The organism is Sphingopyxis sp. QXT-31 (assembly GCF_001984035.1).
Taxonomy (GTDB): domain Bacteria; phylum Pseudomonadota; class Alphaproteobacteria; order Sphingomonadales; family Sphingomonadaceae; genus Sphingopyxis.
Genome location: NZ_CP019449.1, coordinates 388,522 through 411,903, shown reverse-complemented (window position 1 = coordinate 411,903; position 23,382 = coordinate 388,522). Strand labels below are relative to the sequence as shown.

At 66.4% G+C, this 23,382-nt stretch carries 21 protein-coding genes and 1 pseudogene; 11 read left to right on the top strand and 11 right to left on the bottom strand.

From position 1 onward, the window contains the following. Positions 1-54: 54 nt before the first annotated feature. The 8 genes from BWQ93_RS02035 to BWQ93_RS02000 form a co-directional block, all read right to left on the bottom strand. Positions 55-390, bottom strand: coding sequence for a hypothetical protein (locus BWQ93_RS02035; RefSeq protein WP_137892530.1), 336 nt, complete (start codon positions 388-390; stop codon positions 55-57). A gap of 40 nt (positions 391-430) precedes the next feature. Continuing rightward, a complete protein-coding gene (locus BWQ93_RS02030) occupies positions 431-1,213 on the bottom strand; it encodes an SDR family NAD(P)-dependent oxidoreductase (RefSeq protein ID WP_077029066.1) in 783 nt (260 codons plus the stop codon). Continuing rightward, the gene (locus BWQ93_RS02025) at positions 1,206-2,423 is read right to left on the bottom strand and encodes a zinc-dependent alcohol dehydrogenase (RefSeq protein WP_077029065.1); all 1,218 of its coding nucleotides are present in this window, start codon (positions 2,421-2,423) and stop codon (positions 1,206-1,208) included. Before BWQ93_RS02025 ends, BWQ93_RS02030 begins: the two co-directional genes overlap by 8 nt. Before the next feature lie 38 nt (positions 2,424-2,461). Next, positions 2,462-3,136 carry an SRPBCC family protein gene (locus BWQ93_RS02020; RefSeq protein ID WP_077029064.1) on the bottom strand — a complete coding sequence of 225 codons (675 nt, stop codon included), beginning with the start codon at positions 3,134-3,136 and terminating at the stop codon, positions 2,462-2,464. Positions 3,137-3,364: 228 nt separating this feature from the next. Further along, entirely contained in the window at positions 3,365-4,021 is a 657-nt protein-coding gene (locus BWQ93_RS02015; RefSeq protein ID WP_077029063.1) for a DUF6766 family protein, read from the bottom strand. Continuing rightward, positions 4,002-4,676, bottom strand: coding sequence for a PRC-barrel domain-containing protein (locus tag BWQ93_RS02010; RefSeq protein WP_077029062.1), 675 nt, complete (start codon positions 4,674-4,676; stop codon positions 4,002-4,004). The genes BWQ93_RS02015 and BWQ93_RS02010 overlap by 20 nt, the downstream gene beginning before the upstream one ends. A 200-nt stretch (positions 4,677-4,876) precedes the next feature. Continuing rightward, entirely contained in the window at positions 4,877-5,074 is a 198-nt protein-coding gene (locus tag BWQ93_RS02005) for a hypothetical protein (RefSeq protein WP_077029061.1), read from the bottom strand. Further along, positions 5,071-5,820: a Crp/Fnr family transcriptional regulator gene (locus BWQ93_RS02000; protein ID WP_077029060.1), complete on the bottom strand. Its 750-nt coding sequence runs from the start codon at positions 5,818-5,820 to the stop codon at positions 5,071-5,073. Before BWQ93_RS02000 ends, BWQ93_RS02005 begins: the two co-directional genes overlap by 4 nt. Positions 5,821-6,216: 396 nt before the next feature. On the opposite strand from BWQ93_RS02000, the pseudogene BWQ93_RS01995 reads away from it, so the two are divergent. The 8 genes and pseudogenes from BWQ93_RS01995 to BWQ93_RS01960 all read left to right on the top strand — a co-directional run. Continuing rightward, positions 6,217-8,292, top strand: a pseudogene (locus tag BWQ93_RS01995) (catalase); the annotation flags it as partial. 119 nt (positions 8,293-8,411) lie between these two features. Then, entirely contained in the window at positions 8,412-9,530 is a 1,119-nt protein-coding gene (locus BWQ93_RS01990) for a glycosidase (RefSeq protein ID WP_077029059.1), read from the top strand. Further along, complete coding sequence (locus BWQ93_RS01985) at positions 9,523-11,745, top strand: hypothetical protein (protein WP_077029058.1); 2,223 nt, start codon at positions 9,523-9,525, stop codon at positions 11,743-11,745. The genes BWQ93_RS01990 and BWQ93_RS01985 overlap by 8 nt, the downstream gene beginning before the upstream one ends. Positions 11,746-11,875: 130 nt before the next feature. Continuing rightward, complete coding sequence (locus BWQ93_RS01980; protein WP_198040449.1) at positions 11,876-12,163, top strand: hypothetical protein; 288 nt, start codon at positions 11,876-11,878, stop codon at positions 12,161-12,163. Between the two features lie 10 nt (positions 12,164-12,173). Beyond that, positions 12,174-12,497, top strand: coding sequence for a hypothetical protein (locus tag BWQ93_RS01975; RefSeq protein ID WP_156878093.1), 324 nt, complete (start codon positions 12,174-12,176; stop codon positions 12,495-12,497). Next, on the top strand, positions 12,494-13,249 hold the full coding sequence (locus BWQ93_RS01970) for an SDR family oxidoreductase (RefSeq protein ID WP_077029055.1): 756 nt from the start codon (positions 12,494-12,496) through the stop codon (positions 13,247-13,249). Before BWQ93_RS01975 ends, BWQ93_RS01970 begins: the two co-directional genes overlap by 4 nt. A gap of 20 nt (positions 13,250-13,269) precedes the next feature. After that, the gene (locus tag BWQ93_RS01965; protein WP_077029054.1) at positions 13,270-13,845 is read left to right on the top strand and encodes a hemerythrin domain-containing protein; all 576 of its coding nucleotides are present in this window, start codon (positions 13,270-13,272) and stop codon (positions 13,843-13,845) included. Between the two features lie 121 nt (positions 13,846-13,966). Beyond that, the gene (locus BWQ93_RS01960) at positions 13,967-14,227 is read left to right on the top strand and encodes a DUF6894 family protein (protein ID WP_054728047.1); all 261 of its coding nucleotides are present in this window, start codon (positions 13,967-13,969) and stop codon (positions 14,225-14,227) included. 12 nt (positions 14,228-14,239) lie between these two features. Here the strand turns inward: BWQ93_RS01960 and BWQ93_RS01955 are convergent, their stop codons facing one another. Both BWQ93_RS01955 and BWQ93_RS01950 read right to left on the bottom strand, forming a co-directional pair. Further along, positions 14,240-15,547, bottom strand: a complete 1,308-nt coding sequence (locus BWQ93_RS01955; protein WP_077029053.1) for a glycoside hydrolase family 130 protein — start codon at positions 15,545-15,547, stop codon at positions 14,240-14,242. Then, positions 15,501-17,849 (bottom strand): glycosyltransferase family 4 protein, encoded by a 2,349-nt coding sequence (locus tag BWQ93_RS01950; RefSeq protein ID WP_083720500.1) that lies wholly within the window; start codon positions 17,847-17,849, stop codon positions 15,501-15,503. The genes BWQ93_RS01955 and BWQ93_RS01950 overlap by 47 nt, the downstream gene beginning before the upstream one ends. A gap of 383 nt (positions 17,850-18,232) precedes the next feature. Between BWQ93_RS01950 and cphA the strand changes: the two genes are divergently transcribed. Genes cphA through BWQ93_RS01935 form a run of 3 tightly spaced genes read left to right on the top strand, consistent with a single transcriptional unit; the run spans position 18,233 to position 22,599 of the window. Beyond that, positions 18,233-20,962 (top strand): cyanophycin synthetase, encoded by a 2,730-nt coding sequence (cphA, locus tag BWQ93_RS01945; protein WP_156878092.1) that lies wholly within the window; start codon positions 18,233-18,235, stop codon positions 20,960-20,962. Then, positions 20,955-21,818, top strand: a complete 864-nt coding sequence (locus BWQ93_RS01940; RefSeq protein ID WP_077029052.1) for an isoaspartyl peptidase/L-asparaginase family protein — start codon at positions 20,955-20,957, stop codon at positions 21,816-21,818. Before cphA ends, BWQ93_RS01940 begins: the two co-directional genes overlap by 8 nt. After that, the gene (locus BWQ93_RS01935) at positions 21,808-22,599 is read left to right on the top strand and encodes a cyanophycinase (protein WP_077029051.1); all 792 of its coding nucleotides are present in this window, start codon (positions 21,808-21,810) and stop codon (positions 22,597-22,599) included. The genes BWQ93_RS01940 and BWQ93_RS01935 overlap by 11 nt, the downstream gene beginning before the upstream one ends. A gap of 15 nt (positions 22,600-22,614) precedes the next feature. Here the strand turns inward: BWQ93_RS01935 and gntA are convergent, their stop codons facing one another. Beyond that, positions 22,615-23,301: a guanitoxin biosynthesis heme-dependent pre-guanitoxin N-hydroxylase GntA gene (gene gntA, locus BWQ93_RS01930; protein ID WP_077029050.1), complete on the bottom strand. Its 687-nt coding sequence runs from the start codon at positions 23,299-23,301 to the stop codon at positions 22,615-22,617. Between the last annotated feature and the right edge of the window lie 81 nt (positions 23,302-23,382).

The window sequence follows — 23,382 nt, the reverse complement described above, 5'->3', positions numbered from 1 at the left end:
CGGGTACGGCGCTGCCAGAGCGATTGCGCCGCGCCGCCCGACCGCCGCGAGGGCCTAACGGCTCCCGCCAACCGGCGCGTCCGCTCCCTTGCCGGGCGGGGGCGTATCGGGTTCGGCAGCGCGCCCGCCGCCGCCTTGCGGATCGCTGTCATAATCCTCGGCATTGCCTTTGCCGCCGGCACCCGCGCCGCTTCCGCTGACCGGGCCGCTGCCGGTGCTGCGCCGATGGCCGCGGTTGGCGGCCCCCGACACGTCGCCGGCCTCGCGCTCGCCGGCGGGATAGCGCTCGGGCGTCGTCGTCCCGACATTCTCGCGGCGTTCCACAGGTTCTTGCGGCAGCGAGCCATCGCTGGCGGAGGCTCCACCCCTGCTGTCATTGCGATTGTTCATGATCGTCTCCTCTTCAACAAATGGGGCCGGATCGGCCAGATCAGTCTTGCTTCCCCGACCCCGGCTCGGCCAGTTTCCGGTGCATCTCGGCTGTCGCCGCTTCGCTGAGAGCGCCCGAGGCCAGGACCTGCGCCTTGTTCTTGAGCCCGTGAACGACCGCATGCTCTCCTGCGAGGAGCGCATCCCATCCGGTTTTCGCCACATCGGCGGGATCGTCCTTTTCCGATTGCCCGACCTTCGTGTCGAGCATGCCGGCCCGCTCGAAAAAGCGCGTCTCGGTCGCGCCGGGTTTGAGACAGGTGATGGTGACGCCGCTGTCCTTCAATTCGTTGCCGATCGCCGCGGCGAAACTGTCGACGAAGGCCTTGGTGCCGTTATACACCGCCTGAAAAGAGCCGGCGAGATGACCGGCGATCGAGCCGGTGATCAGTATCTTGCCTTCGCCGCGCGCGACCATCGCCTTCAGGACCGGCTGGAGCAGCAGCAGCGTGCCGGTGATATTGGTGTCGATGACGTGACGCCACGCGTCGACGGGCTGGTCTAGAAAACCGCGACCGAGGCCGTGACCTGCGTTCGCGACGAGAATGTCGATCGGCCTGCCGCCCGCAGCGGCGAGAAGGCGTTCGACCCCGGCAGCGGTCGCCAGATCGGCTTCGACCGTCTCAACCTCGACGCCCTTTGCGAGAAGACCTGCGGCAGCATCGACGAGCGGCTCGTCGGCCGCGACGATGAGGTCGTAACCATCCTTCGCAGCGAGTATGGCGATCTCGCGGCCGATGCCGCTCGAGGCACCGGTGACGACAGCGAGTTTGCGATCAGGCATGTTGCAGCTCCTGCCGGGCCGAGATGTCCCCTTTCTTGAGGCCGGGTTTCAGGACGATCTTCGTGTAGAGGTCCTGCTCGTCGTGCCAATGCCGGTACATGTCGGCGGCGTCCTCGAGCGATGCGTGATGCGAGATGAGCGAGACGGTATCGAACTTGCCGGCCTGGATCATATCGAGAAGCTCGCCCGAATAGCGCTGGACATGCGTCTGTCCGCTCTTGACGGTGAGGCCCTTCTCCATGAGCTCGCCCAGCGGGAATTTGTCGGCGAAACCGCCGTAAACCCCGGGAATCGAAAGGCGGCCGCCCTTGCGGCACGCAAGGATCGCTTGGCGCAAGGCGTGGATGCGCTCGGTGGACGAGAGCAGCTTGACCTTCACCTGGTCGAGGATGTTGTCGACCGTGAACCCGTGGCTCTCCATGCCGACGCAGTCGATGCAGGCGTCAGGCCCGATGCCGCCGGTCATTTCGGCGAGCGCCTCGCGGACATCGACCTTCGTATAGTCGAGGATCTCTGCACCATATTTCTTCGCGAGCGCGAGGCGCGTCGGAAAGTGATCGATCGCGATCACGCGCCCGGCGCCGAGCAGCAGCGCCGACTGGATCGTGAACAGGCCGACGGGGCCGCAGCCCCACACCGCGACGGTGTCGCCGGGCTCGATGTCGGCGTTGACCGCCGCCTGCCAACCCGTCGGCAATATGTCCGAGAGGAAGAGCACGTCGTCGTCGGCAAGGCCGTCGGGAATGACCACCGGCCCGACATCCGAATAGGGAATGCGGACATATTCGGCCTGCCCGCCGGCGTAGCCGCCGGTGAGATGCGCATATCCGAACGCCCCGCCCATCGCATGACCCATCATCAGCTCGGATACATCGCGCGTCTCGGACGGGTTGCTGTTGTCGCAGGCGCTATATTGCTGCTTCTCGCAGAAGAAGCATTGCCCGCAGCTGATCGTGAAAGGCACGACGACGCGCTGGCCCCGATGCAGCGTCGAGGATGCGCCGGTCTCGACCACTTCACCCATGAATTCGTGGCCGACGATATCGCCCGCGCGCATGCCCGGAATATAGCCGTCGTAAAGATGAAGGTCCGAGCCGCAGATCGCGGTAGAGGTCACGCGGATGATCGCATCGCGCGGGTTGACGATTTCGGGATCGGGAACGGTTTCGACACTGATCTTGTGGCGTCCCTGCCAGGTCACGGCGCGCATGGCCTTCTCCTTGATGTGATTGTGCTGCGGTTCGGCGTTCAGATGTGCGGCTCGGCAGGGCTCTCGGCGCCTCGCGCGGAGGGCGAGGCATTGGTCGTCACTTCGCCGGTTTCCATGAGCTGCTTGAAACGGTGAAGGTCGCGCCGCGCCTGCACTTCGGGCTCGCGCTGAAGGAGCTTGGCGGCGAGGCGCCCGACCTTCCCGGCGGGCGGGTCATAGGCGATGATCAGGCTGACATAGGTGCCTCGCCCCGCCGGCGCGTCGGTGAAGCGCACCTCGCCGCTGTTCGCGATGTCGGAGGCTGGCGTGCTCTGCCAATAGATGGATTCATCCTCGACGCGCTCGGTGATGCGGTTGACCAGTGTCACCTCGCGCCCGGCGGGCGCCTTGATCGTCCACTGCGAGACATCGTCGCCGAGGTCGTCGACCGCGACCACATTCTCCATGAACTCGGGAAAGCGTTCGGGCATCCATGCCGCGTAGAGCTCGGCGCGGGGGCGATTGATCAGCACCGACTTGCCGAACATTGCGCGGGAGGAGGTTTTGTCGAGCGTCCAATGCGGCGCGTCGGTCGCGATTGTTTCTTCCTGCCCTCGGTTCTCGCGGTGCCGACGGCGCTGCCAGAGCGCCGCGCCGGTTGCGAGCACGGCGATGCCCGCGCCCGCGGCGGCGAGAATCAGCGGATCGGGAAGGTCATTCTTGGATCTGGACATGGATCATCTCCCGCCCGGGCAGAGGCCGGGCGTCATCTGGGGAGCGTCGGCGGGGCCGGCGCCGGTCGGGGGAAGCGCCCCCGGCCTCGGGGCGATGAACGACTGACGCCCGTCCGCTGTGATCGTTCCGCGGTTCGAGGATTAAATCGGCGCTCCGAGCGCCCAGCGAGACAGGCACCGGGGCAGCGGAGCAGTAACAAGCACGCCGGTTCGCTCGGCCATTCGCCGTCACGATCCCGTCTCCGCATGCGGGGCGGCGACGGGCTTCGATTCGGGCGACTCTTTCTGTCGAAGGAAGATCGACAAGAGCACGAGAACGGCGGTCGACAGAAATTCGCTCTGCCAGTTCTGGAAGGATTCGAACCAGAGGCCGGGGTCGCCGAGATAGGCGAAGGTGGAAAGGGCGATTTCGCCATGCTCGCGCGCGTCCTCGGCGGCCGCGCGCGCGCTCTGCGTCCAGTGGAGGATGAAGGAGGCAAGAAACAGCATCGCGAGCACCAGCCCCAGCGAGCGGGCATAAAGAGCGCGCGCGAGACGCCCCTTGCGCAGCACCGCAGGGGCACCGGGCTTGCGCGCCTGCGCGGCAAGATCGGCGTCGCGCAGCGGCGCGTCGGGACCCCGCGATTCCGACGAGCCGCGCTGAACGAGCATCGCCGTCAGCACGACATAGGCCGACATCTGGAGAAACTCGCTCTCCCAGTTTTCGAACACCGAGGACAGGAATTGCGGACTGCCGCCATAGGCCCAGAGCGAGAGACCGGGCTGATGGTGCCGCGCAGCGTCCGCGAGCGCGACGTGCCACCCCGTTAGCCAGTGGCCGACGATCGACGCTGCGAACAGCAGCAGCAGCACGATGGTGAGACCATTATCCTTGAGCCGCGTCATGGGCCACTTCCTTTCCGGCGCCCCGCGGCCCCTCGCCCGCCGCCGCCGCGGGGGCGAGCAACGCCTCCGTGGCTATCTGTCCGCGTGGGGGCCGCGCAGGCCAAGCGGCGCCGTCGAGCGTATCGCGCTTCTCATATTCCGCCGCGCTCATCAGCAGCACGAGCCCGTCGGCATGACAGTCGAGCATCGCCGCCGGTACCGCGCGCAGCGTCTCGTCGATGCCGCCGAGCCCGCCGCTCGCGACGACGACATAAGAGAGGCATCCGCTTTCGCATTCGATCATCGCATCGACCGCCTGGCCGACAACTTCGCCGCGGATATCGCTCACCGGAAGACCGCCTAGCGCACTCGCGGCGAAGAGCGAGGGCGAGGCCGCGATCCGGCTTCGCTTCGCGGCACGCCGCGCGCCATCCTCATAGCCGCGCTGGCGGCCGAGCCAGCGCCATATTCCGACGAGATTGACGAGCGTCAGGAACAGGTTCGTCGCAAGAAGATTGGTCTGGCCCGATGTGAACCCGACGACCGACCAGGCGAGCGAGCCCAAAGTGAACACGACGAAGCCCGAGCCGGTCACGCGCGCGCCGAGATTGGCTGCCGTCATCATCGCCGCGATCATCGTCGCGGCAGGCGCAATCAGTCCGGCGGCCTCTTCCACGTGCGGCTTCTCCTCGGTCGGCAGCGCCCGCTGGCGTCGCTCCCGGGCAGAACCCGCCGCCGTATCACCGCGTTCCCCCGGACGGCGGCGATGCAACATCGATCAATGCGTTTATCGGCGCTGCGCGCTGTGCGTCGGCTCCCTGGCGCCAAATCGGCGACGGCCCCGTCGCCCCCGTACGGGAGCGATCAGGCGATCCTTCAGGACCGCTTGGCCGCGAGCTGTTCTTCCGCTCGCTTCGCCGCCTCGATGAGGCTTTCGCCGGTACTGCGCGCCGCCGCCGCGGTCATCGTCACCGCGACACCGTCGGGGCCATCGAGGAGAACCAGGCCATCTTCCGCGGTGGCGACCCCCGCTTCCGTCTCGGGCGGCTGGGGCGAAGACAAATCATCGGTCATCGGCGGGCCCTCTGGTCTGGCTGCGGCGAAGATGCCGGATCGTCGATATAAAGATAGGCGGGGTCGAACTGGCCGCGACGCGCGAGCTTCGCGGCGTCGAGGATCTCGACCTTGCCGTTGCGGAAAGTGCAAAGCCCTTCCTCGCGAAGATGACGCACCACCCGGTTCACATGCACTGTCGTGAGGCCGCAGATCTCGGCGACATCGGCCTGCGTCAGCCCGAGCGTGAACTGGCGCCCGTCGCTCAGCCCCGCCGACTGGAGGCGCACATTTGTTTCGCAGAAGAAATGCGCGACGCGCCCGATGGCGTCGAGGCGGCCAAGCCGGAAGAGCCAGGCGCGGTGGATCGCGGCGTCGAGCAAGGTCGCAAACCAGAGCTTGCGCGTCAGCTCGGGCATTTCCTCGGTGATCGCGTCGAGCTCGACATGCGGGACGATCGCGATCGTCGCCGGGGTCATCGTACCGACATCATGGTCGAGATGTTTCAGCGGGTAGGCGTGGAGATCGACGAAGTCGCCGGGCAGGTGAATCGCGACAAGCTGGCGGAGACCGTTCCGGTCGTCGAGGTAACGCGACATGATGCCCTCGACGAGGAGCGTGCTCTGGTCGAGCCGCTCGCCGGCGCGCGCGATGATCTTGCGGGCATCGACCGTCATTGTCGTGCTGATGGCGGCTTCGAGGCGCGCGCGCTCGCCGGCCTCGAGGCTTACCCCGCGACGGTCTCTCAAGAAGCGATCGGTTAACATCACTGACGTTCCCTGGTTCGTCCGAAATGCGTGAGCGGGCCTGCTCAACTGCGATCATCCGAAAGCCCGGCAACCGCCAACAAGGGAAGCGGAATCGTCATGATCGAGGTTAATCGCATGCCCGGTGCAGCAACTTTCAAAGCGCAAACTCGTTCCATCACCGGGTCTGGAGGGCGTGCTTGCACGCCCGCGGACCGCGTTCCGCCCAACTGCTGCGCCCCTTCAGACAAAGCGAGATCCGACATGGCCAAATCCCCCACCGCCCCCTCTTCCACCCGCGCGGACGCCGCGAAGCCGAAGCCGCGCCGTGGGCAGAGCGCCGCTGCGATTGCAGGAAAGGACATGGGCGGGGAATCGGTTCGCAAAGCGCCGGTCTTTCCGGCCGATGCGCCGATCATGCAGAGCTACGGCGAGGATCGTGGCACCGGCGGCGAGACGCATCAGGCGGGCGCCGGCCATGCGCCGCTCACCACCCAGCATGGCGTGCCGGTCGCCGACGACCAGAACAGCCTCAAGCAGGGCGCGCGCGGCCCGACGCTGCTCGAGGATTTCCATTTCCGCGAGAAAATCTTTCACTTCGACCATGAGCGCATCCCCGAGCGCGTCGTTCATGCACGCGGCTATGGCGCGCACGGCTATTTCGAGCTCACCGACAGCCTCGCCGACGTCAGCCGCGCCGACATCTTCCAGCGCGTCGGCGAGCGCACGCCCGCCTTCGTGCGCTTCTCGACCGTCGCGGGTTCCAAAGGCTCGTTCGACCTCGCGCGAGACGTGCGCGGCTTTGCGGTCAAGCTCTACACCAAGGAAGGCAATTGGGATCTTGTCGGCAACAATATCCCGGTCTTCTTCATCCAGGATGCGATGAAATTCCCCGACCTCGTCCATTCGGTGAAGCCCGAGCCCGACCGAGCCTTCCCGCAGGCGCAATCGGCCCACGACAATTTCTGGGATTTCGTGAGCCTGATGCCCGAGAGCTTCCACATGATCATGTGGGTGATGTCGGACCGCGCGATCCCCCGCTCGTTTCGCACAATGGAAGGCTTCGGCGTCCACACCTTCCGCCTCGTCGACGCCAAGGGCAAATCGACCTTCGTCAAATTTCACTGGAAGCCCAAGCAGGGCCTCCAGTCGGTGGTGTGGAACGAGGCGGTCAAGATCAATGGCGCCGATCCCGATTTCCATCGCCGCGACCTCTGGGATGCAATCAACAGCGGCGACTTTCCCGAATGGGAACTCGGCGTTCAGCTTTTCGACGACGCCTTTGCGGACAAGTTCGAGTTCGACGTGCTCGATGCGACCAAGCTCATCCCCGAGGAGCAGGTGCCGATCCGCACCGTCGGCCGCCTCGTTCTCGACCGCGTCGTCGACAATTTCTTCGCCGAGACCGAGCAGGTCGCCTTCTGCACCCAGAACATCGTCCCGGGCATCGATTTCTCGAACGATCCGCTGCTCCAGGGCCGCAATTTCTCCTATCTCGACACGCAGATCAAAAGGCTCGGCGGCCCGAACTTCACCCATATCCCGATCAATGCGCCCAAATGCCCGATGGCGCATTTCCAGCAGGACGGTCATATGGCGATGCGAAACCCCGTCGGCCGCGCCAATTACGAGCCGAACAGCTGGGGACCGACGGACGGCGGCCCGCGCGAGGATCCCGCGCGCGGCTTTGCGAGCTTCCCCGAAGAGGCCGAAGTCGCCAAGCGCCGCATCCGCCCCGAGAGCTTCGCCGACCACTACAGCCAGGCGCGGCAATTCTTCGTGAGCCAGACCCCGATCGAGCAGAAGCATATCGGCGACGCGCTTGTTTTCGAGCTGTCGAAGGTCGAACGCCCCGACATTCGCGCCCGCACCGTATCGCATCTCCTCCATATCGACCGCGGCCTCGCAGCCACGGTGGCCGATGGCCTGGGGCTGCCGCTTCCGGCGCCCGCCAAGGCTGCAACAAAGCCGCTCGCCGACCTTCCCCCTTCCCGGCCGCTCAGTATCCTGCTCAACGGCCCGGCGAGCTTCGCCGGACGCAAGCTCGGAATCCTTGCGACCGACGGCGCGGATGCGCGGCTCTTCAAGGCGCTGACCAAAGCGGTCGACGCCGCCGGCGCTGTCTGGGAACTGGTTGCACCGAAGATCGGCGGGATCACGCTCTCGGACGGCACGAGCGTCGCGGGCCGGCACAAGATCGACGGCGGGCCGTCGGTGCTGTTCGACGCGGTCGCGCTTCTCCCGAGCGACGACGGGGCGGCGCTGCTCGCAGGCGATGCGGCGGCCAAGGACTTCGTCAGCGACGCCTTCGCGCATTGCAAATTTATCGGCCATAGCGCCGAAGCGGCGCCGCTCTTCGCGGCCGCCGGCCTCGCCGACAAGCTCGACGACGCCTGCATCGCGCTGGCCAAACTTGGCGATGTCACCGCCTTCCTCGATGCCTGCGTAACGCTTCGGCACTGGCCGCGTGAAGCCGGCGTCGACCTCGACGCAAAAGGCGGAACGAAGGAGGCGGCCGAGACATCGGCATCGCGCAAGGCGGTATCCGCTCCGGCAGCGAAACCGGCTACCAAGCCGGCTCGCTGACCGGCTTGGGCGAAGGAGCGGTACTCATGCAATTCGCGACCGATCGGCTGGTCTTCGGCCCCGACGATGTCGATCTGTCGCGCTCGCCGCTCGCGGGTCAGCTCGGCCGCGAGACCTATGTGCTCGGGGCCTTCAACCCGGGCCTGCTGCGCCTCGCCTCGGGCAATCTCCTGATGATGGTGCGCGTCGCCGAGGCGCTCCGGGTCCCGATCGAGGATGGTCATGTTCATTCGATCCGGTGGGAGGCTGGGCGCTACAAGGTCGATAGCTGGCCGCTCGAGCTTTGCGATACGTCGGATCCCAGAAAGTTCATGGTGCACGGCGGTAGCTGGCGGGTCATGGCACTAACCTCGCTTTCGTGGCTGCTTCCCGTCGAGCTCTCGCCCGACGGGCTCGAGATCGTTGCCGTCCATTACGACAAGGCTGTCGATCCGGGCGCGGATTTTCAATGCTATGGCGTCGAGGACGCGCGCATCAGCCGGGTCGGAAGGCGCTGGTTGATGACCACCTGTTCGGTGAGCCCGGAGCGCCATTCGACGACGCTCTACAGTTCGGCGAACGGCCTCGACTGGGTCTTCGAGGGGATTGTTCTCGATCATCAGAACAAGGACATGCTGATCTTCGAGGGCCTGATCGACGGCCGCTACTGGGCGCAGACGCGGCCGCTGGGCGATCTCTATTTCGCCTATCCGCCGGGGTCGAAGTGGCGGGCGGGCCCCTCGATCAACCTCGCGACCTCGCCCGATGCGCTGCACTGGAAGCCTCATGAGGCCCCCGGCATCCGTCCGCATGCCGACACGGTGGCGACCGCGCGCATCGGCGGCGGCACCCCGCCGATCCGTACCGACGCGGGATGGCTCACGCTCTGGCATGGGGTCGAGCCGAAAGAGATCGTCGGCATTTACCGCACCTACTGGTCGCTCCTCGATCTCGACGATCCCTCGGTCGTCCTCCGCACCGATCACCGGCCGCTCCTCGAGGCGAACCCCGAGCTTACGCGTCCGCTCGAAGACAAGCTCTATATACGCGATGTCGTCTTCACGACGGGCATCGCCGATGGCGGCGATCATTATATCGTCGCGTCGGGGGAAGCCGATCTTGCCTGTCGGATCACCCATGTCCCCAAGGCCTGTTTCGATGACTGACCAGCGCGTGGAGACGCGCCGCGACACGCCGCTGACGCCCGATCTCGTTCGCGTTCGCGGCGAGCTCGCGGTCGCTACTCCGATCGTCTCGCAGAGGATCGACGACCTCTCCGTCGAACTTGCTGCGGGCGGCGAAGCGCTCTGGCTGTTCGTCCGGCGCGCCGACAGCGGCGGCGTCGCCCTGCGCGCGGCCTCGTGGCCCGGCGCAGCGAAGGTCCGCCGCGTCAAGCGCGCGAGCGGCGAGCTCGCCCGCGTGCATGTCGAAAGTGCGATCGGCGCGCATGAGGTCGCGCTCGAGGCGCGACCCGGGCCGCTCCCCTGCCTCCGTCTTGTCTCGACACTCCGCCCCTCGGCGCCGCTGCTACTTCCGCCCGGAGCGCGCGATCTCTTTCCGTTCGACGCCCAGGACGATCCGATGGGGGCCCGCGGCACCGTCGAGGCGGTGCAACGCGGTCTCAACGCCGGGCTCCTCTATGGCGAACTTACCGACCCCGCCTTCGGTACCTTTTTCTATTTTCAGGATTTCACCGCGCTCAATCCCTACTTCCAGGCGACTGGCACCAATCCGGATGCCGCGGTGGGAGGCATCTGGCCGGGGCTGGGCTTCCGCCTTCCCGGCCAGACACTCCACACTGCCGACGAAGCCGCGCCGCTGGCGCCCGGGATCACTTATACGCTGAGCGATGCGAGGCTCGTCGTCCGCGACGGCTCTCCGGCAGACGAGCGCGACAGCGCACGGCGATTTCTCCAGATGCTGGGCGCCGTCTATCGCTCGCTGTCCCTGCCGCCGACCGAATATCGCGACTGGCGGCAGAGGGCCGCGCGGACGGCGCGGCATCTCGGCGCCGCGCCGGAGGCGACCGTGCGCCATTATGGTCATCGGTACGTGCACCCCTATACGGATGCCGAATATCCGGACGCCATGGTCCAGATGTCGATCGTGCAGGCGCTGCACGACTGGGGGAAATGGCGCGGAGAGGTTCATCCCCTCGAGGAAGAGTTCAAGGCCGGCCTCGGCAAATTCTACGACCGGAAGCTCGAGACGCTGCGCCGCTATCTGCCCAATGTCGGTGACGACAAGGATGCCGACGCCGTCGACAGCTGGTATCTCTACCACCCGCTGCTGAACCTCGGAAAACTCGCACTCGATGGCGACGCGAAGGCGCGGCGGCTGTTTCTGAAATCGCTTCCTTATGCGATCCGCGCAGCGCGGCATTTCGCTTACAAATGGCCGATCCAGTACAAGATCACCGATTTCTCGGTCATCACCGAGACCGCCGGAGCCGACGGGCGCGGCCAGACCGATGTCGGCGGCATCTATGCCTGGGTGATGCTCGAGGCTTTCGAGCTCACCGACGAGAAGCTGTATCTCGACGAGGCATGCGCCGCGATCGACACCGCGGTCGGTCTGGGTTTCGACATCAATTATCAAGCCAACCTCACCGCCTGGGGGGCTGCCGCCTGCATGCGCTTGTGGCGGGTCACCGGCCGCGACGTCTACCGCGAGCAGAGCTATGTCTATCTCGCGAGCTTCTTTCATCACACCGAGATCTGGGAAAGCGAGATCGGCCTCGCCGTCCACCACCGCAACTTTCTGGGCGCAACCTGTCTGCAGGACGCACCCTATATGGCGATCTACGAATGTTTCGACAGCTTCGCCGCTTTCGAACATTATCTTGCCGACAGCGGACCCGACCTCGAGCCTGCGGCCCGCATGCTGATTTCGGAATATTGCCGCTATGCGCTCGATCGGGCCTGGTATTATTATCCCGACGCGCTGCCCGCCGAGGCCGTCTCGGATGAACAGCGCCCCGGTAACGGACGCATCGACCGCGCCCTCTCCTTCCCCGTCGAGGATCTTTATGCCGACGGTCAGCCCGCGGGCCAGGTGGGGCAGGAAGTCTATGGCGCCGGGGCCGCATTCATCTTCGCGACCCGCGCCTTTCACCGCGTCGACGGCGCGCCGTTCGACCTTTATTGCGATCATTTCGTCCGTGCCCTCGAGCGCATGGCGCCAGCGCGGCTCTCGCTTCGCCTCGACGGCGGCGAAGGCTGCACGGCCCGGCTCAGCTTCGTCCGGAAGAGCCGGGGCGAGCTTCCCGCGATACGCGTCGCCGCGGCGGACGGCGATGCGATCCGGCCCGATGGGAAAAGCGGCGACCGCCTCGATTTCCTCGTTCCGGCGAATGGCAGCCTCCTTCTCAGCTGGAACTGAGGCGTCCGCCACGCACGCCCGGTTCAAACAGCGCAACATTTGTTAATCGGTGCGGCGCCGCGGCAACTTTGAGGCCGCCCCCCCGTTGCCCTTTCAGCCTCCCGGATTTTCTCTCAAGCTGGAGACAGACATGGCACACGCAATGACGGCGCCCCGCCGTTCGTCGGGGTTCGGAAAAATTCTCGGTATCGGCGTCCTCGGGGCGCTGTTATGGTTCACGCGCAAGCAGGCGCCGGCCGATGCGAAGGACGACGGCCATTCGGCCGCCTTCGCCGACGGCGAGACGCATCCCGAAAATTTCGATCAGACCCGCTCGGCGGGACCGGACGGCATGCGCGACGAGGTAAGGCGTAAGTGGGACCGCGTCGACCAGGCCGCCGACGAATCCTTCCCGAGCAGCGATCCGCCAGCTTACTGAGGGACTGACGATGAACGCTCCCGTCACCGGCCAAGTCGCGGCAGTAACATCGGACGGCCCGGCGCCCGCACGCAAGCCGACGCTCATGCTGCACTATGACGAGGATCATATCGGCCTCGAGAAGCGCCTCCTCTTCGAGGCGGCGAGCCCCGCAAGCGCGCTCGATATCGCTGCCGGCGAAGCGGCAGGCCGCTCCGCACGGCTGTTTGTCGACGGCGCGCCGCTCTGCAGCCTGCTCAAGGCCGACGATGACAATCCCTACTGGGTCGTCGCCGCGCCGACAGCGCGAACGAGAGCCGATCCCGTCTCCGCGACCTTCGAGGAAAAGCCATGATCGACGAAGCAGACGCGCATACCGAGGCTCCCGACATCAAGGGCCGGCGGGCGATCATAACCGGGGGTACGACCGGGATCGGCCGCGCGATCGCGGTCCTCCTCGCAAGCTACGGCGTGAAGGTGTTCGTCTGCGGCCGTACCCCCGAACATCTGGAGGATGCGCTGCAGCGCATCCGCGAAGTGGGCGAAGGCGACGGGATCAACGTCGATCTTTCGGTGGCGGAAGATGTCGACCGGTTTTTCGAGGCAGCGCGAGACTTTCTCGGCGAAATCGACATCGCGGTGATCAACGCCGCCGTCCCGGCGGCGGCGCTTGCCGACGCAGGCGAGAGTGAGGCGCGCTACCAGCTCGAGACCGACTTCACCGCCTATCTCGTCTGCGCCCAAGAAGCGGCGCGCTGCATGTCGGCGGGCAGCGACATCATCGTGATCGGATCGATGACCGCGGTGTCGCGCGGTCCGGGCAGCTCGATCTACGTCGCGGCGAAAAGCGGCATACAGGGCTTCGTCCAGTCGTTCCGCAAGGAGCTGGCGGAGCAGGATATCAAGGTCGGACTGATCGAGCCCGGGTTTACCGGTGCCGACTTCCAATATCCCGAATTCCCGCCCGAGAAGCAGAAGGAACTGATCGGCAAGCATCAGATGCTTCGCGCCGAGGACATCGCGGTCGCGGCCCACTTCATGCTCGTTCAGCCGCGACGCACGGCGGTATCGCTCATCCGCGTCGAGACCCGCCTCGACCATCCCTGACCTTTCGAAGGAGCCTTCCCATGTCCCTCAACATTTTCAATGCACGCCGGCCGCAGGGCAACCCGGCCCTCCTCTTTGGTGCGGCCGCGGCGGGATTTGCCGTCGGTCTCGTCGCCAATCTCGGCCGCAAGGCCGCAGTGCAGAGCCTCACCGCGCTCAAGGGACAGTGGGACGAGGGCCTCAAGGCCGAACACCGGTTGACGATGACGCTGTTCGACGCACTCGAGGCGACCGACGAAAGCGACGTCAAAAAGCGAAAGGCGCTGCTCGTCCAGCTCCAGCACGCGCTCGCCAAACATGCGTTCGAAGAGGAGAATGTCGTCTATCCGGCGATGCGCGACCATGGCCAGATCGAGGACGCCGACAAGCTCGTTCACGACCATGGCTATGTGAAGCAATATCTTTTCGACCTCTCGGAAATGGACGCCGCCGACCCCGCCTGGATCGCCAAGGTCCGCGAATTTCGCAGCCAGATCGAGGCGCATGTCGAGGAAGAGGAACAGCGCCTTTTCCCCCGTCTCAGGGCTGCGCTCGGCGACGACGGCAACAAACATGTGACCGCAGTGATGAACAAGGCTGGATTTGCCGCCGCCTGAGCGCCATAGGCGGGCATGAGGCCCGCCCGATCGGCATGTGTCGTGGTGCAGTGACGAAGGGGCGGTGGCCGGATCGAAACCCTAGGCAGACTTGTGAGTTGCCGAAGGTGGGAGAAGTTGGATGCCCCGTTATTATTTCCACAGCAGCAGCGGCCAGCGCGAGCTCGACGATGAAGGCGTCGATCTGCCCGACACGGCCGCAGCCCGGGTCGAGGCGGCCCGCTATGCGGGGCACCTCCTCGGCGACAATCCCGAACTCATCAACGATGTCGATACGCTGCGGATCGAGGTGACCGACGAGGATGGCTGCCTATGTTGCGCCGTGCTCGTCGCATCGGTCGATGCCAGGCGGAAGATCGAGCGTCCCGCGCCCTTTAAATAAGGCGCCCGGCCTCTAACGCATGCTCGCGAGCAGCCGCTCGATCGGCGTCGTCGCAAAACCGATCGCGCTGTCCGAAATCCCGTAAGGTATGAACAGGTCCCCGCCGACGCGCATCGCGCCGCAGGTATAGACCACATTCGGAACATAACCTTCGCGGTCGCTCTCGGCGGCCGATAGGATCGGGCACTCGGTGCGCGCGATGAGTTTGGTCGGATCGTCGCGGTCGAGCAAGGCCGCGCCAAGGCTGTATTTGCGCATCGCACCGACGCCGTGCGTGAGAAGGATCCAGCCCTCGTCGCATTCGATCGGGCTGCCGCAATTGCCCATCTGGATGAGCTCCCACGCATAGGCGGGACGCATGAGGATCTGTCCCTCGTCGTCCCAGTCGGTGAGACTGTCCGAAGCGATGATGGTGATGTTCTTGCCGTCCTGCCGCGCGATCATGAGATAGCGGCCGCCGACCTTGCGCGGAAACAGCGCCATGCCCTTGTGGCGCGCGGCGCGGCCCGACAGAGGCTCGAGCGAGAAGCCCGAGAAATCGGTCGTGCGCAGGAGCTCCGAGCGGATCGCCTGCCCCGAATAGGCCGTATAAGTGCCGATATATTCCGTGCGGCCATCGTCGTGGACGAAGGGCACGAGGCGCAGATCCTCGATGCCGCCGCGCTGCGCCTCGGTCATAGGAAAAAGAACGCTGTTCGAGATCGCACTGTCGGGCTGACGGTGGACATTCACCTTGCCGTCATCGCCAAGCCGATGGCGGTCGTCCGCAACCGCCGCCATCGCGGGTCCCGACTGGGGCCAAAGCGTGAAGTCGCCGCCCTCGCCGATGATCCCCTCGCGGAAGGCGACCGAGCTGATATGGCCCTCGCCCACCGCGCGCATCGACATGAGAAAGCGCTGCTGGTCTGCGGCAAGCCCGCTCTGGTCGGGATGCGGGACGACGCTCGGGTTCATGAGCGCGGCGGCGGCATAGCTATATTCGTGGCAGAAATAGGCGCCGATCAGCCGCCGCTTGACGGGCGAGACGATGGCGGGATCGAGCGCCAGATCTTCCGCGACCTCGGCGAAGCGTTCGTCGAAGATCCGCCCGATCTGCCAGTGGCGCTCGGAAAAATCCTTCCACACGAGGCCGAGCTGTACCTCGGCCTCCTCCTCGTCCATCGCCAAAATGTCGGCGGCGAGCTGCGCCGCCCGCGATGGTTCGGACACATTGGACTGCCAGGCGAGGTGGAAGGGCCTGAGCACGACCCGCGCAGGGTCGGCCGCAAGCTTGTCATGAAGAATGTGCAGCGGAGTGTGGTTCGGATTGCAGATCAACATCGCTGGCGCTGGTGTCCTTCGCTATCCCCCGCGTCCAGAATGTATCGGCCATCGCGCGGTGCGCAAGGTGAAAAGCCAGCGCGGACTCGGCCCCGACATTCGAATTGACCCCGTGACGGGTCAGCCCGTCGCAGCAGCGCCCCGTTGCCGAGCTCGCGATCACCACGCCGCGGTCGTTCGCGCCGAGAAACCAGCCATAGGCCCGCTCCGCCCGGTCATGCCAGCGCAGCTTGCCCGTCAAGCGGTAGGCGGCGGCGGCGGCATCTACCGTCGCCCAGGCTTCGAGCGGCTGTTGATCGAACGGAAAAAGCTCGCCCTCGGCGCCGAAGCCTTCGCAGCCCATCGGACGGAAATGCCCCTCGCTGCTCGTCTGGATGTCGCAGAGCCAGTCGAGCGCCCCGATGCCGGCCTCTTCCATCGGAACGGAATCCGTCCGCCGCCCGGCGCGCAGGAGCGCCTCGGCGAGACGCGCATTGTCATAGGCGAGAGCGGGTTCGAACCACTCCCAGCCGCTCCGCCGCGCGCTGCGCCAGAGCGCGTTCAGGAAGGCGCCGCCGCGCTCGACGATCGCGCCTGCCGCCGCATGCCCCGGCTCGCGCGCCAGGAGTTCGTCGGCTCCGAGAAGTGCGAACGCGATCGCGCGCGGGCTCTTGAGGTCGGCCGCCAAAGGGGCGGTGCGCGCAAATAGTCCCGCGCACCAGGCGCGGAGTTCCGGCGTGCGCGCGTGCGCTGCGCCATGGCCGAGCGCCCAGAGTGTGCGCCCGTTGCTGTCTTCAGACCCTTCATCCTCGAGCCAGCGCCGGTCATAGGCCATGAAGTTGCGGAAGCGCCCGCGATCGGGGTTCCAACCATGGTGAAGGAAGGCGGCGTAGCGCGCGAAGAGCAGGCCATATTCCTCCTCGCGGAGCGACGGGCTCGCATTGACGAGCATTAAAGCGCGGGCATTGTCGTCGATGCAATAGCCGTGATTCCGGTCGGGAATGAGCCCCGTCCCGTGCTGCAATATGCCGACATCGTCCGAGAGCGCGCGGATCGCGGCGAAGGAGGGGAACATCCGCCGCGGCTCGCGCCGCGCCGGCACGGCCGCGACGTTTTCGATCAGCGATGCAAAGCGCGCCGCGATGACCGGCCAGGCGGTAGACCGGCCGCGCGCATAGGCGCGCTCCTGGAGCGCGCGCCGTTCGCCGGGGTGCGCGAGCAACAGCAATACCGCCTCGGCGATCGCGTCGCTGTCGGCCCCGCCGAGCAGGATGCCCACGTCGTCGGCGAGCAGTTCGCGCGCATGCACGAAGGGCGTCGATACGACCGCGCGGCCGAGCGCCACCGCGTAGGCGAGCGTACCCGAGGTGATCTGCGCGAGATTGGGATAGGGCGCGAGATAGATATCGCATAGCTCGATCTGTTCGAGGAGTTCGGGCAGGTCGAGAAAGCGGTTCTCCCAGGCGATATTGTCCGCGACGCCGAGCTCCCCGGCGAGGTCGGCAAGGCTCTGCCGATAGGCTTCGCCCTCGGCAGCGACGAGATTGGGATGGGTGGCGCCGACGATCCGATAGAGAATGTCGGGATATTGGGCGGCAATCGCCGGCAGCGCGCGGATGGCCGCTTCCAGCCCCTTGCCCGGGCCGAGGAGGCCGAAGGTCGAGACGACCGGACGGCCCGCAAGGCCGAGCCGCTCGCGAAGCGGCGAACATGCTTCGAAGGGCCGGTCGGGGGTGCCATGCTCGATGAACTCGATGCGCTCGGCCTTCGCGCCATAGACGCGGATCAGCGTCTCGCGGCCGAAGGCGCTCATCACGACGAGCTTCGCCGCCTTCGCGACGAGATGCTCCATCACGCGCCGCTGGTCGGCGCTCGGCTCGGCGAGGATGGTATGGAAGGTGACGATCAGCGGCGCCGCAACGCGATCGACGAGCCCCAGCACCATGTTGCCTGCGGGACCCCCGAAAATCCCGAACTCATGCTGGAGCCAGACCGCGTCGGCACCGCTTGCGTTTATCGCCTCCGCGGCAGCGCGATATCCATCAGCATCTTTCTCATCGATGCCAGCAACGGCTGCGGAATCGCTCGCATCGCCCGGCCTGGCTGCCATCGCATAGACATCGATCGCCATGTCGGGACGCGCGGTCGTCAGATGGTCGTAAATGTCGGCGGTGAAGGTCGCGATCCCGCACTGGCGCGGCCGGAAACAGCCGATGAGCGCGAGGCGCCGGGCGCGCGCGGCAATACTGGCAACGGGCCCGCCGTGGCGGCTCTCTTCATTGTCGAATGCGGTAAGGAAGCTGGTCTCGCTGTCGAATTTCATCGTTGTGCCTTCTGTCCGGTCCCCCCGAATGAAGAACAGGCGCGCGCATCGACCTTGCTCTTCTTCCCCTCGAGACGGGTTTCAGAGGAGAACGGTCGAGCCCAAGGGCGCGCCCCGCTCTGGCAGGAGATGCGTCATCGCCTGCTTCCCAAACGCGCCCCCGCGCGTGCAGTTGCCGACCCGCCGGCAACAATCGCCATGATCCAGGTTAACCCCGGCAACCGCGCCCAGCCGCTCGCGTTGGCAGCTGCAGGACCCAACCCAAGGACAAGCATGCCGCCCTTCCCCCTCTCCCCTTCCGGCCCCATCTTTTCGCGCGCGCCGGCTCGAACCGCGCCCCTCGACCGCGGCATCCGGTCGGTGCCCCCTGCAAGGCCGGGGCATTGAGCTTCGCCCAGCTGCGCGTGCTCGAACGCTCGGTCTATAACGGCCCCAACCTCTACAGCCGGCGTCCGATGATCCGGATCCGCGTCGATCTCGGGATCCTCGACGATTATCCGAGCGACCGCCTCCCGGGTTTCGGCGACGCCCTGCAATCGCTGCTTCCCGGCCTCGCGGGCCATGGCTGCAGCTATGGCGCGCCTGGCGGCTTTCTCCGCCGGCTCGCCGACGGAACCCGGCTCTGCCATATCATCGAACATGTGGCGATCGAGCTGCAGACCAGCGCCGGGGCCGCGGTCACGAGGGGCAAGACGCGCAGGGTGCGCGGCAAGCCGGGTCAATATGATATTCTCTACTGCTACGCCGATGCGCCGAGCGGCCTTGCCGCCGGGCGGGCTGCCATAGAACTCGTGAACGCGCTGCTTCCGGCTGCGATGCAGGGTGCCGAAGGGCTCGATCGTATCGCCCCGGAATTGGACGGCAGAGCGACCGATACAGACAGGAGAGTGGGCGCGCTTCGAGCGATCGTCCGCAAGAACGGGCTCGGCCCCAGCACCGCGGCGCTTGTCGCCGAAGCGCGGCGCCGGCATATCCCGGTCTTCCGGCTCGACAAGGCAAGCCTCATCCAGCTCGGCACCGGCCACCGCCAGCGCCGCATCCGCGCGAGCGTGACCGGCGCGACATCGCTGATCGGCGCCGAACTCGCCGCGAACAAGCAGGCGGCGAAAGAGATGCTCACGAGCATCGGTATCCCCGTACCGCGCGGCGAACTCGTGCGGACGGTGTCCGAGGCGGAACGCGCTGCGGAAAAGCTCGGCTGGCCCGTCGTCGTCAAACCGCTCGACGGTAATCAGGGCCGCGGCGTCACGACGAGCGTCGCCGACCAAGAAGCTCTCCGCGACGCCTTCGAGCGAGCGCAAGCCATCGCACCGCGCGTCATCGTCGAGCAGCAGCTCGTTGGAGCCGATCACCGCATTCTCGTCGTCGGCACAGCCGTGGTCGCGGTCGCCGAGCGCGTCGCCGCGCATGTGGCCGGCGATGGCAGGAACAGCATCGCGGATCTGATCGAGGCGGTTAACAACGATCCACGCCGCGGTGTCGGGCATGAGGCCGTTCTCACCCGGATCCGCATCGACGCCGCGCTCGAGGCCTTTCTCGCCGAGGCGAAGTTTACTCTCGCGAGCGTGCCCAAGGCAGGCGAGATCATAACGCTCCGCGGCGCCGCCAACCTCTCGACCGGCGGGAGCGCGATCGACCGCACCGATGTCATTCACCCCGAAAATGCGGCGATCGCGATCGACGCCGCCGCCGCGCTCGGACTCGACGTCGCCGGCATCGACATGATCGTCCCCGATATCGCACAAAGCGTCCGTGCGTCGGGGGGCGGCATCGTCGAAGTCAATGCCGCGCCCGGGCTTCGCATGCATCTCGCGCCGTCCGAAGGGACGCCGCGCGACGTTGCGCGGCCGATCATCGCCTCGCTCTTTCCGAAAGGCCAAAAGAGCCGCATACCCGTCTTCGCGGTGACCGGAACGAACGGCAAGACGACGACGGTGCGCATGCTCGCGCGGATCCTCGAACACCATGGCCTCACCACCGGCTTCACCTGCACCTCGGGCGTCTATGTCGGCGAGACCCGCAGCGCCGGGGGCGACGCGAGCGGTCCCAAGAGCGCGCGCATGCTGCTGCGCCACCCCCGCGTCGAAGCGGCAGTTCTCGAGACCGCGCGCGGCGGGATGTTGCGCGAGGGGCTCGCCTTCGATGCGTGCGACGTGGGGGCAGTCCTCAATGTCACGCCCGACCATCTCGGCCTCAAGGGCATCGAGACGCTCGCCGACCTGGCGCGCGTCAAAGCGATCGTTGCCCGCAACGTCAAGCAGAGCGGCGCCTGCGTTCTCAACGCCGCCGACCCGCTCACCGTGCGGATGGCACGCCGAGCCCGCGGACGGATCGTCTGGTTCACCGGCGGAGCTGCAGCGGATGCGTTGGCACCGATCCATGCGCATCTCGAGAGTGGCGGACTGGCGGTAAGCGGCGAGCGCGGAACGCTCATGCTGCACCGGGGCGGCGAATCCATGCCGATCATTCCCATCGCGAATATTCCGGTGACGCTGAACGGGACGGCCCGGTTCAATGTCGAGAATGCCGCCGCGGCCGCCGCGATGGCCGCCGCCTATGGGATTGCTCCGGGTATGATCGCCTCAGCCCTCGCATCCTTTCGCCCAAGCTTCGAGGATTCGCCGGGGCGTCTCAGCCTTGCCGAGGCGCACGGGGTAAGGATCGTCGTCGATTATGCCCATAACCGCGCCGCGCTCACCGCGCTCGCCGAGTTGCTCAGCTCGATGCGCGGCGACAGCGACGCCCGTGTGATCGGAATGATCGGCATCCCGGGGGACCGGCGCGATTGCGATCTCGTCGATATCGGCGCTCTCTCGGGCGGGATGTTCGACGTCCTGATGCTGCGCGAGAATGTTGACCTCAGGGGACGCCCACCCGGCGAAGCCAATGCCCTGATGCGCAAGGGCGCCCTCGCAGCGGGGCTCGATGCGGCCGCGATCGGTATGCACGATGGTGAGTATGACGCTGCCTCGGCTTGCCTTGCGGCCGCGCGCCCCGGCGATATCGTGGTGCTCACGCCGACCGACGTCGACGGGATATGGAGGATCGTCGAAGCCTGGGCGGCGGGCGCCGGTCCTGAGGACGCCCGGTTGCTGGAGGCGGCGCATGGCTGACGGACGCTGGGCGATCGCGGTCCACGGCGGAGCGTGCCGGATCCCGCCGGCACTGCAGGCGCCGCGCCGCGAGGGGTGCGCGGCAGCCTTGGAAGCCGGCAGGATGATATTGGAGCGCGGCGGCAGCGCGCTCGAGGCGGTCAAGACCGCGGTCTGCCTGCTCGAGGACGATCCGCTGTTCAACGCCGGCCGGGGATCGGTGGCGAATGCAGACGGCGAGGTCGAGATGGACGCGGGTATCATGGATGGCGCCACGCTCGACGTCGGCGCGGTTGCTTGCGTGCGGTTCCTCTACAATCCCGTCGAAGCGGCGCATGCCATGCTTAGGAAGCCGCCCGTGCTCCTCGTCGGTGCCGGCGCCGAGGCGTTCGCACGAGCGAGCGGCATCGCGGAACCCATGGAAGCCATGCGCCCGGCGACAGCGGGCGAGAGCGACCATGATACGGTCGGCTGCGTTGCGCGCGACCGCGCAGGACATGTTGCCGCGGCTACATCGACCGGCGGACTGGCGGGCACGCTCGCCGGGCGCGTCGGCGACGCACCGCTTCCCGGCTGCGGCTTCTATGCCGAGGACGGCATCGGCGCGGTGTCGCTTTCGGGCGACGGTGAGGCGATCGCACGGACGCTGCTTGCCGCGCGCGTGATGCGCGCGCTCGAGACAATGAGCGCCAGCGCGGCGGTTACAACGATTTTCGAGCCGATGGCGCGCCTCCGAGCCGAGGCGGGCGTCATCCTTCTCGACCGCGACGGCGCGATCGGAATCGCGCACAACAGTCCGCATTTCGCCGCCGCCTACGCCCGCGAGGGAATGTCCGCGGTTTCCGACATCGTCTGGAAGGATCACCATGCCCATTAATCGCGGCCCCCTTTTCGTGATCGGCGGCCATGAAGACAAGGATGGCAGCCGCAAGATACTCGGTGCCATCGCTGCTGAGCTGGGCCAAGGCACGCTCGTCATTGCCACTATCGCCAGCGCGAAGCGCGATGGATATTTCGAGGCCTATTGCGAGGGCTTTGCGCCGCTTGGGATCGGCCGGCTCGTCGAGCTTTACCTCGATGATCGGGATCAAGCCCGGGATCCGGCGCGTGTACGGATGATCGACCAAGCCGACGGTATCTTTTTCACCGGCGGCGACCAGTCGCGCCTCATGAGCCTGACCGGAGGTACGCCGATTGAGGCGGCCATTCACGCGCTCCACGATCGCGGGGGACTTATCGCGGGAACGTCGGCGGGAGCCTCGGCGCAGGGAGAGACGATGCTCGTCGGCGGAAGCGGCGAAGAGACGCCGCGCATCGGCGACATCGAACTGGCGCCGGGGCTTGGCCTCATCCCCGACTGCATCATCGACCAGCATTTCGCGGAGCGCGGGCGCATCGGGCGGCTTCTCGGCGCGGTCAGCCGTCGTCCCGACTGTCTCGGAATCGGGATCGATGAGGACACCGCGCTCCGGATCGAGGCCGGCACCGCGCGGGTGATCGGATGCGGCGGCGTCACGATCGTCGACGCGTCGCGGGCGAGCCATTCCGCCGCGGCGGGCGCCTCGTCCGGCGGCATCGTATCGCTTCACGGCGCGACGCTTCACGCGCTGCGCGATGGGGAGAGTTTCGACCTGGCGCCGCGCCGCCCGGCAAAATAGGCTGCGCAACGGCGCTCAGGGCGCCGCGTTACGTCCGGAGAAGGGACACCGCCAATCGGGTCCGACAGCCCGCCCCGAATATTGCCGTGCCTCCGACACGTCGCCGTGACGGGCAAGCATGGGGTTCGCGCTTCCGGCCAAGGCGATGTCGCGTGCGATGATCTTTCCGCGCATCGTCTCATAGACCTCGGTCTCGCGCAGTTTCTCGAACTGGTCGTGGAGGTTGAACACCAGAGCGGGGCGTTCGAAGCGGCGCGCGGGACGGCTGGCTCGGGGGTGGAGGCCGACGACGAAAAAGGCCTCGCCGCCGAAGCTCAGCGAGAAGTGCGGATCATCGGGGCTGTGACTGACGCGTGGATCTGGCGGCTGGCCTGCCCAGTCGTCCTTCCGGCTCAGCGAGTCGATACGCTCCCACAGGAATGTCTCGAACGCTTGCTCGTCGAGCCCACCATCCTCCTCGAAGATCACCACGAGCGAATGGAAGAGGCTCGGCGAACGCGCATAACTCCAGGCGAGATCGAGGAGATTGGGGTAGATGCGCAAATCGTCCCATGCCGAGCGCATGTCGCGGCCGACGACGAAACGGATCTGGCTTCGCGCCAGCGCCGACTTCGCTCCGACGCACGGAAAATCCGCCGAACGGATGAAGTTCTGGAAGCGTTGAGCCAGAGGATGGGAACTGTCGTCGGTTGGTGGTAGCATGCTGCTGAAACCGACCTCTCTTACCGCGGTTGCAGCAAGTTAACCTGGGTTGCGTCGATTCCGCCGTCATCGCCTCGCCGG

Excerpts from the sequence above, each read along its gene's own strand:
- BWQ93_RS01950 (WP_083720500.1), bottom strand. The coding sequence starts at position 17,849 with ATGAAATTCGACAGCGAGACCAGCTTCCTTACCGCATTCGACAATGAA.
- BWQ93_RS01960 (WP_054728047.1), top strand. The coding sequence starts at position 13,967 with ATGCCCCGTTATTATTTCCACAGCAGCAGCGGCCAGCGCGAGCTCGAC.
- BWQ93_RS01970 (WP_077029055.1), top strand. The coding sequence starts at position 12,494 with ATGATCGACGAAGCAGACGCGCATACCGAGGCTCCCGACATCAAGGGC.
- gntA (WP_077029050.1), bottom strand. The coding sequence starts at position 23,301 with ATGCTACCACCAACCGACGACAGTTCCCATCCTCTGGCTCAACGCTTC.
- BWQ93_RS02020 (WP_077029064.1), bottom strand. The coding sequence starts at position 3,136 with ATGTCCAGATCCAAGAATGACCTTCCCGATCCGCTGATTCTCGCCGCC.
- BWQ93_RS01935 (WP_077029051.1), top strand. The coding sequence starts at position 21,808 with ATGCCCATTAATCGCGGCCCCCTTTTCGTGATCGGCGGCCATGAAGAC.
- BWQ93_RS01955 (WP_077029053.1), bottom strand. The coding sequence starts at position 15,547 with ATGTTGATCTGCAATCCGAACCACACTCCGCTGCACATTCTTCATGAC.
- BWQ93_RS01975 (WP_156878093.1), top strand. The coding sequence starts at position 12,174 with ATGAACGCTCCCGTCACCGGCCAAGTCGCGGCAGTAACATCGGACGGC.
- BWQ93_RS02000 (WP_077029060.1), bottom strand. The coding sequence starts at position 5,820 with ATGTTAACCGATCGCTTCTTGAGAGACCGTCGCGGGGTAAGCCTCGAG.
- BWQ93_RS01985 (WP_077029058.1), top strand. The coding sequence starts at position 9,523 with ATGACTGACCAGCGCGTGGAGACGCGCCGCGACACGCCGCTGACGCCC.
- BWQ93_RS02035 (WP_137892530.1), bottom strand. The coding sequence starts at position 390 with ATGAACAATCGCAATGACAGCAGGGGTGGAGCCTCCGCCAGCGATGGC.
- BWQ93_RS01990 (WP_077029059.1), top strand. The coding sequence starts at position 8,412 with ATGCAATTCGCGACCGATCGGCTGGTCTTCGGCCCCGACGATGTCGAT.
- BWQ93_RS02025 (WP_077029065.1), bottom strand. The coding sequence starts at position 2,423 with ATGCGCGCCGTGACCTGGCAGGGACGCCACAAGATCAGTGTCGAAACC.
- BWQ93_RS02015 (WP_077029063.1), bottom strand. The coding sequence starts at position 4,021 with ATGACGCGGCTCAAGGATAATGGTCTCACCATCGTGCTGCTGCTGCTG.
- BWQ93_RS02030 (WP_077029066.1), bottom strand. The coding sequence starts at position 1,213 with ATGCCTGATCGCAAACTCGCTGTCGTCACCGGTGCCTCGAGCGGCATC.
- BWQ93_RS01940 (WP_077029052.1), top strand. The coding sequence starts at position 20,955 with ATGGCTGACGGACGCTGGGCGATCGCGGTCCACGGCGGAGCGTGCCGG.
- BWQ93_RS01965 (WP_077029054.1), top strand. The coding sequence starts at position 13,270 with ATGTCCCTCAACATTTTCAATGCACGCCGGCCGCAGGGCAACCCGGCC.
- BWQ93_RS02005 (WP_077029061.1), bottom strand. The coding sequence starts at position 5,074 with ATGACCGATGATTTGTCTTCGCCCCAGCCGCCCGAGACGGAAGCGGGG.
- BWQ93_RS01980 (WP_198040449.1), top strand. The coding sequence starts at position 11,876 with ATGGCACACGCAATGACGGCGCCCCGCCGTTCGTCGGGGTTCGGAAAA.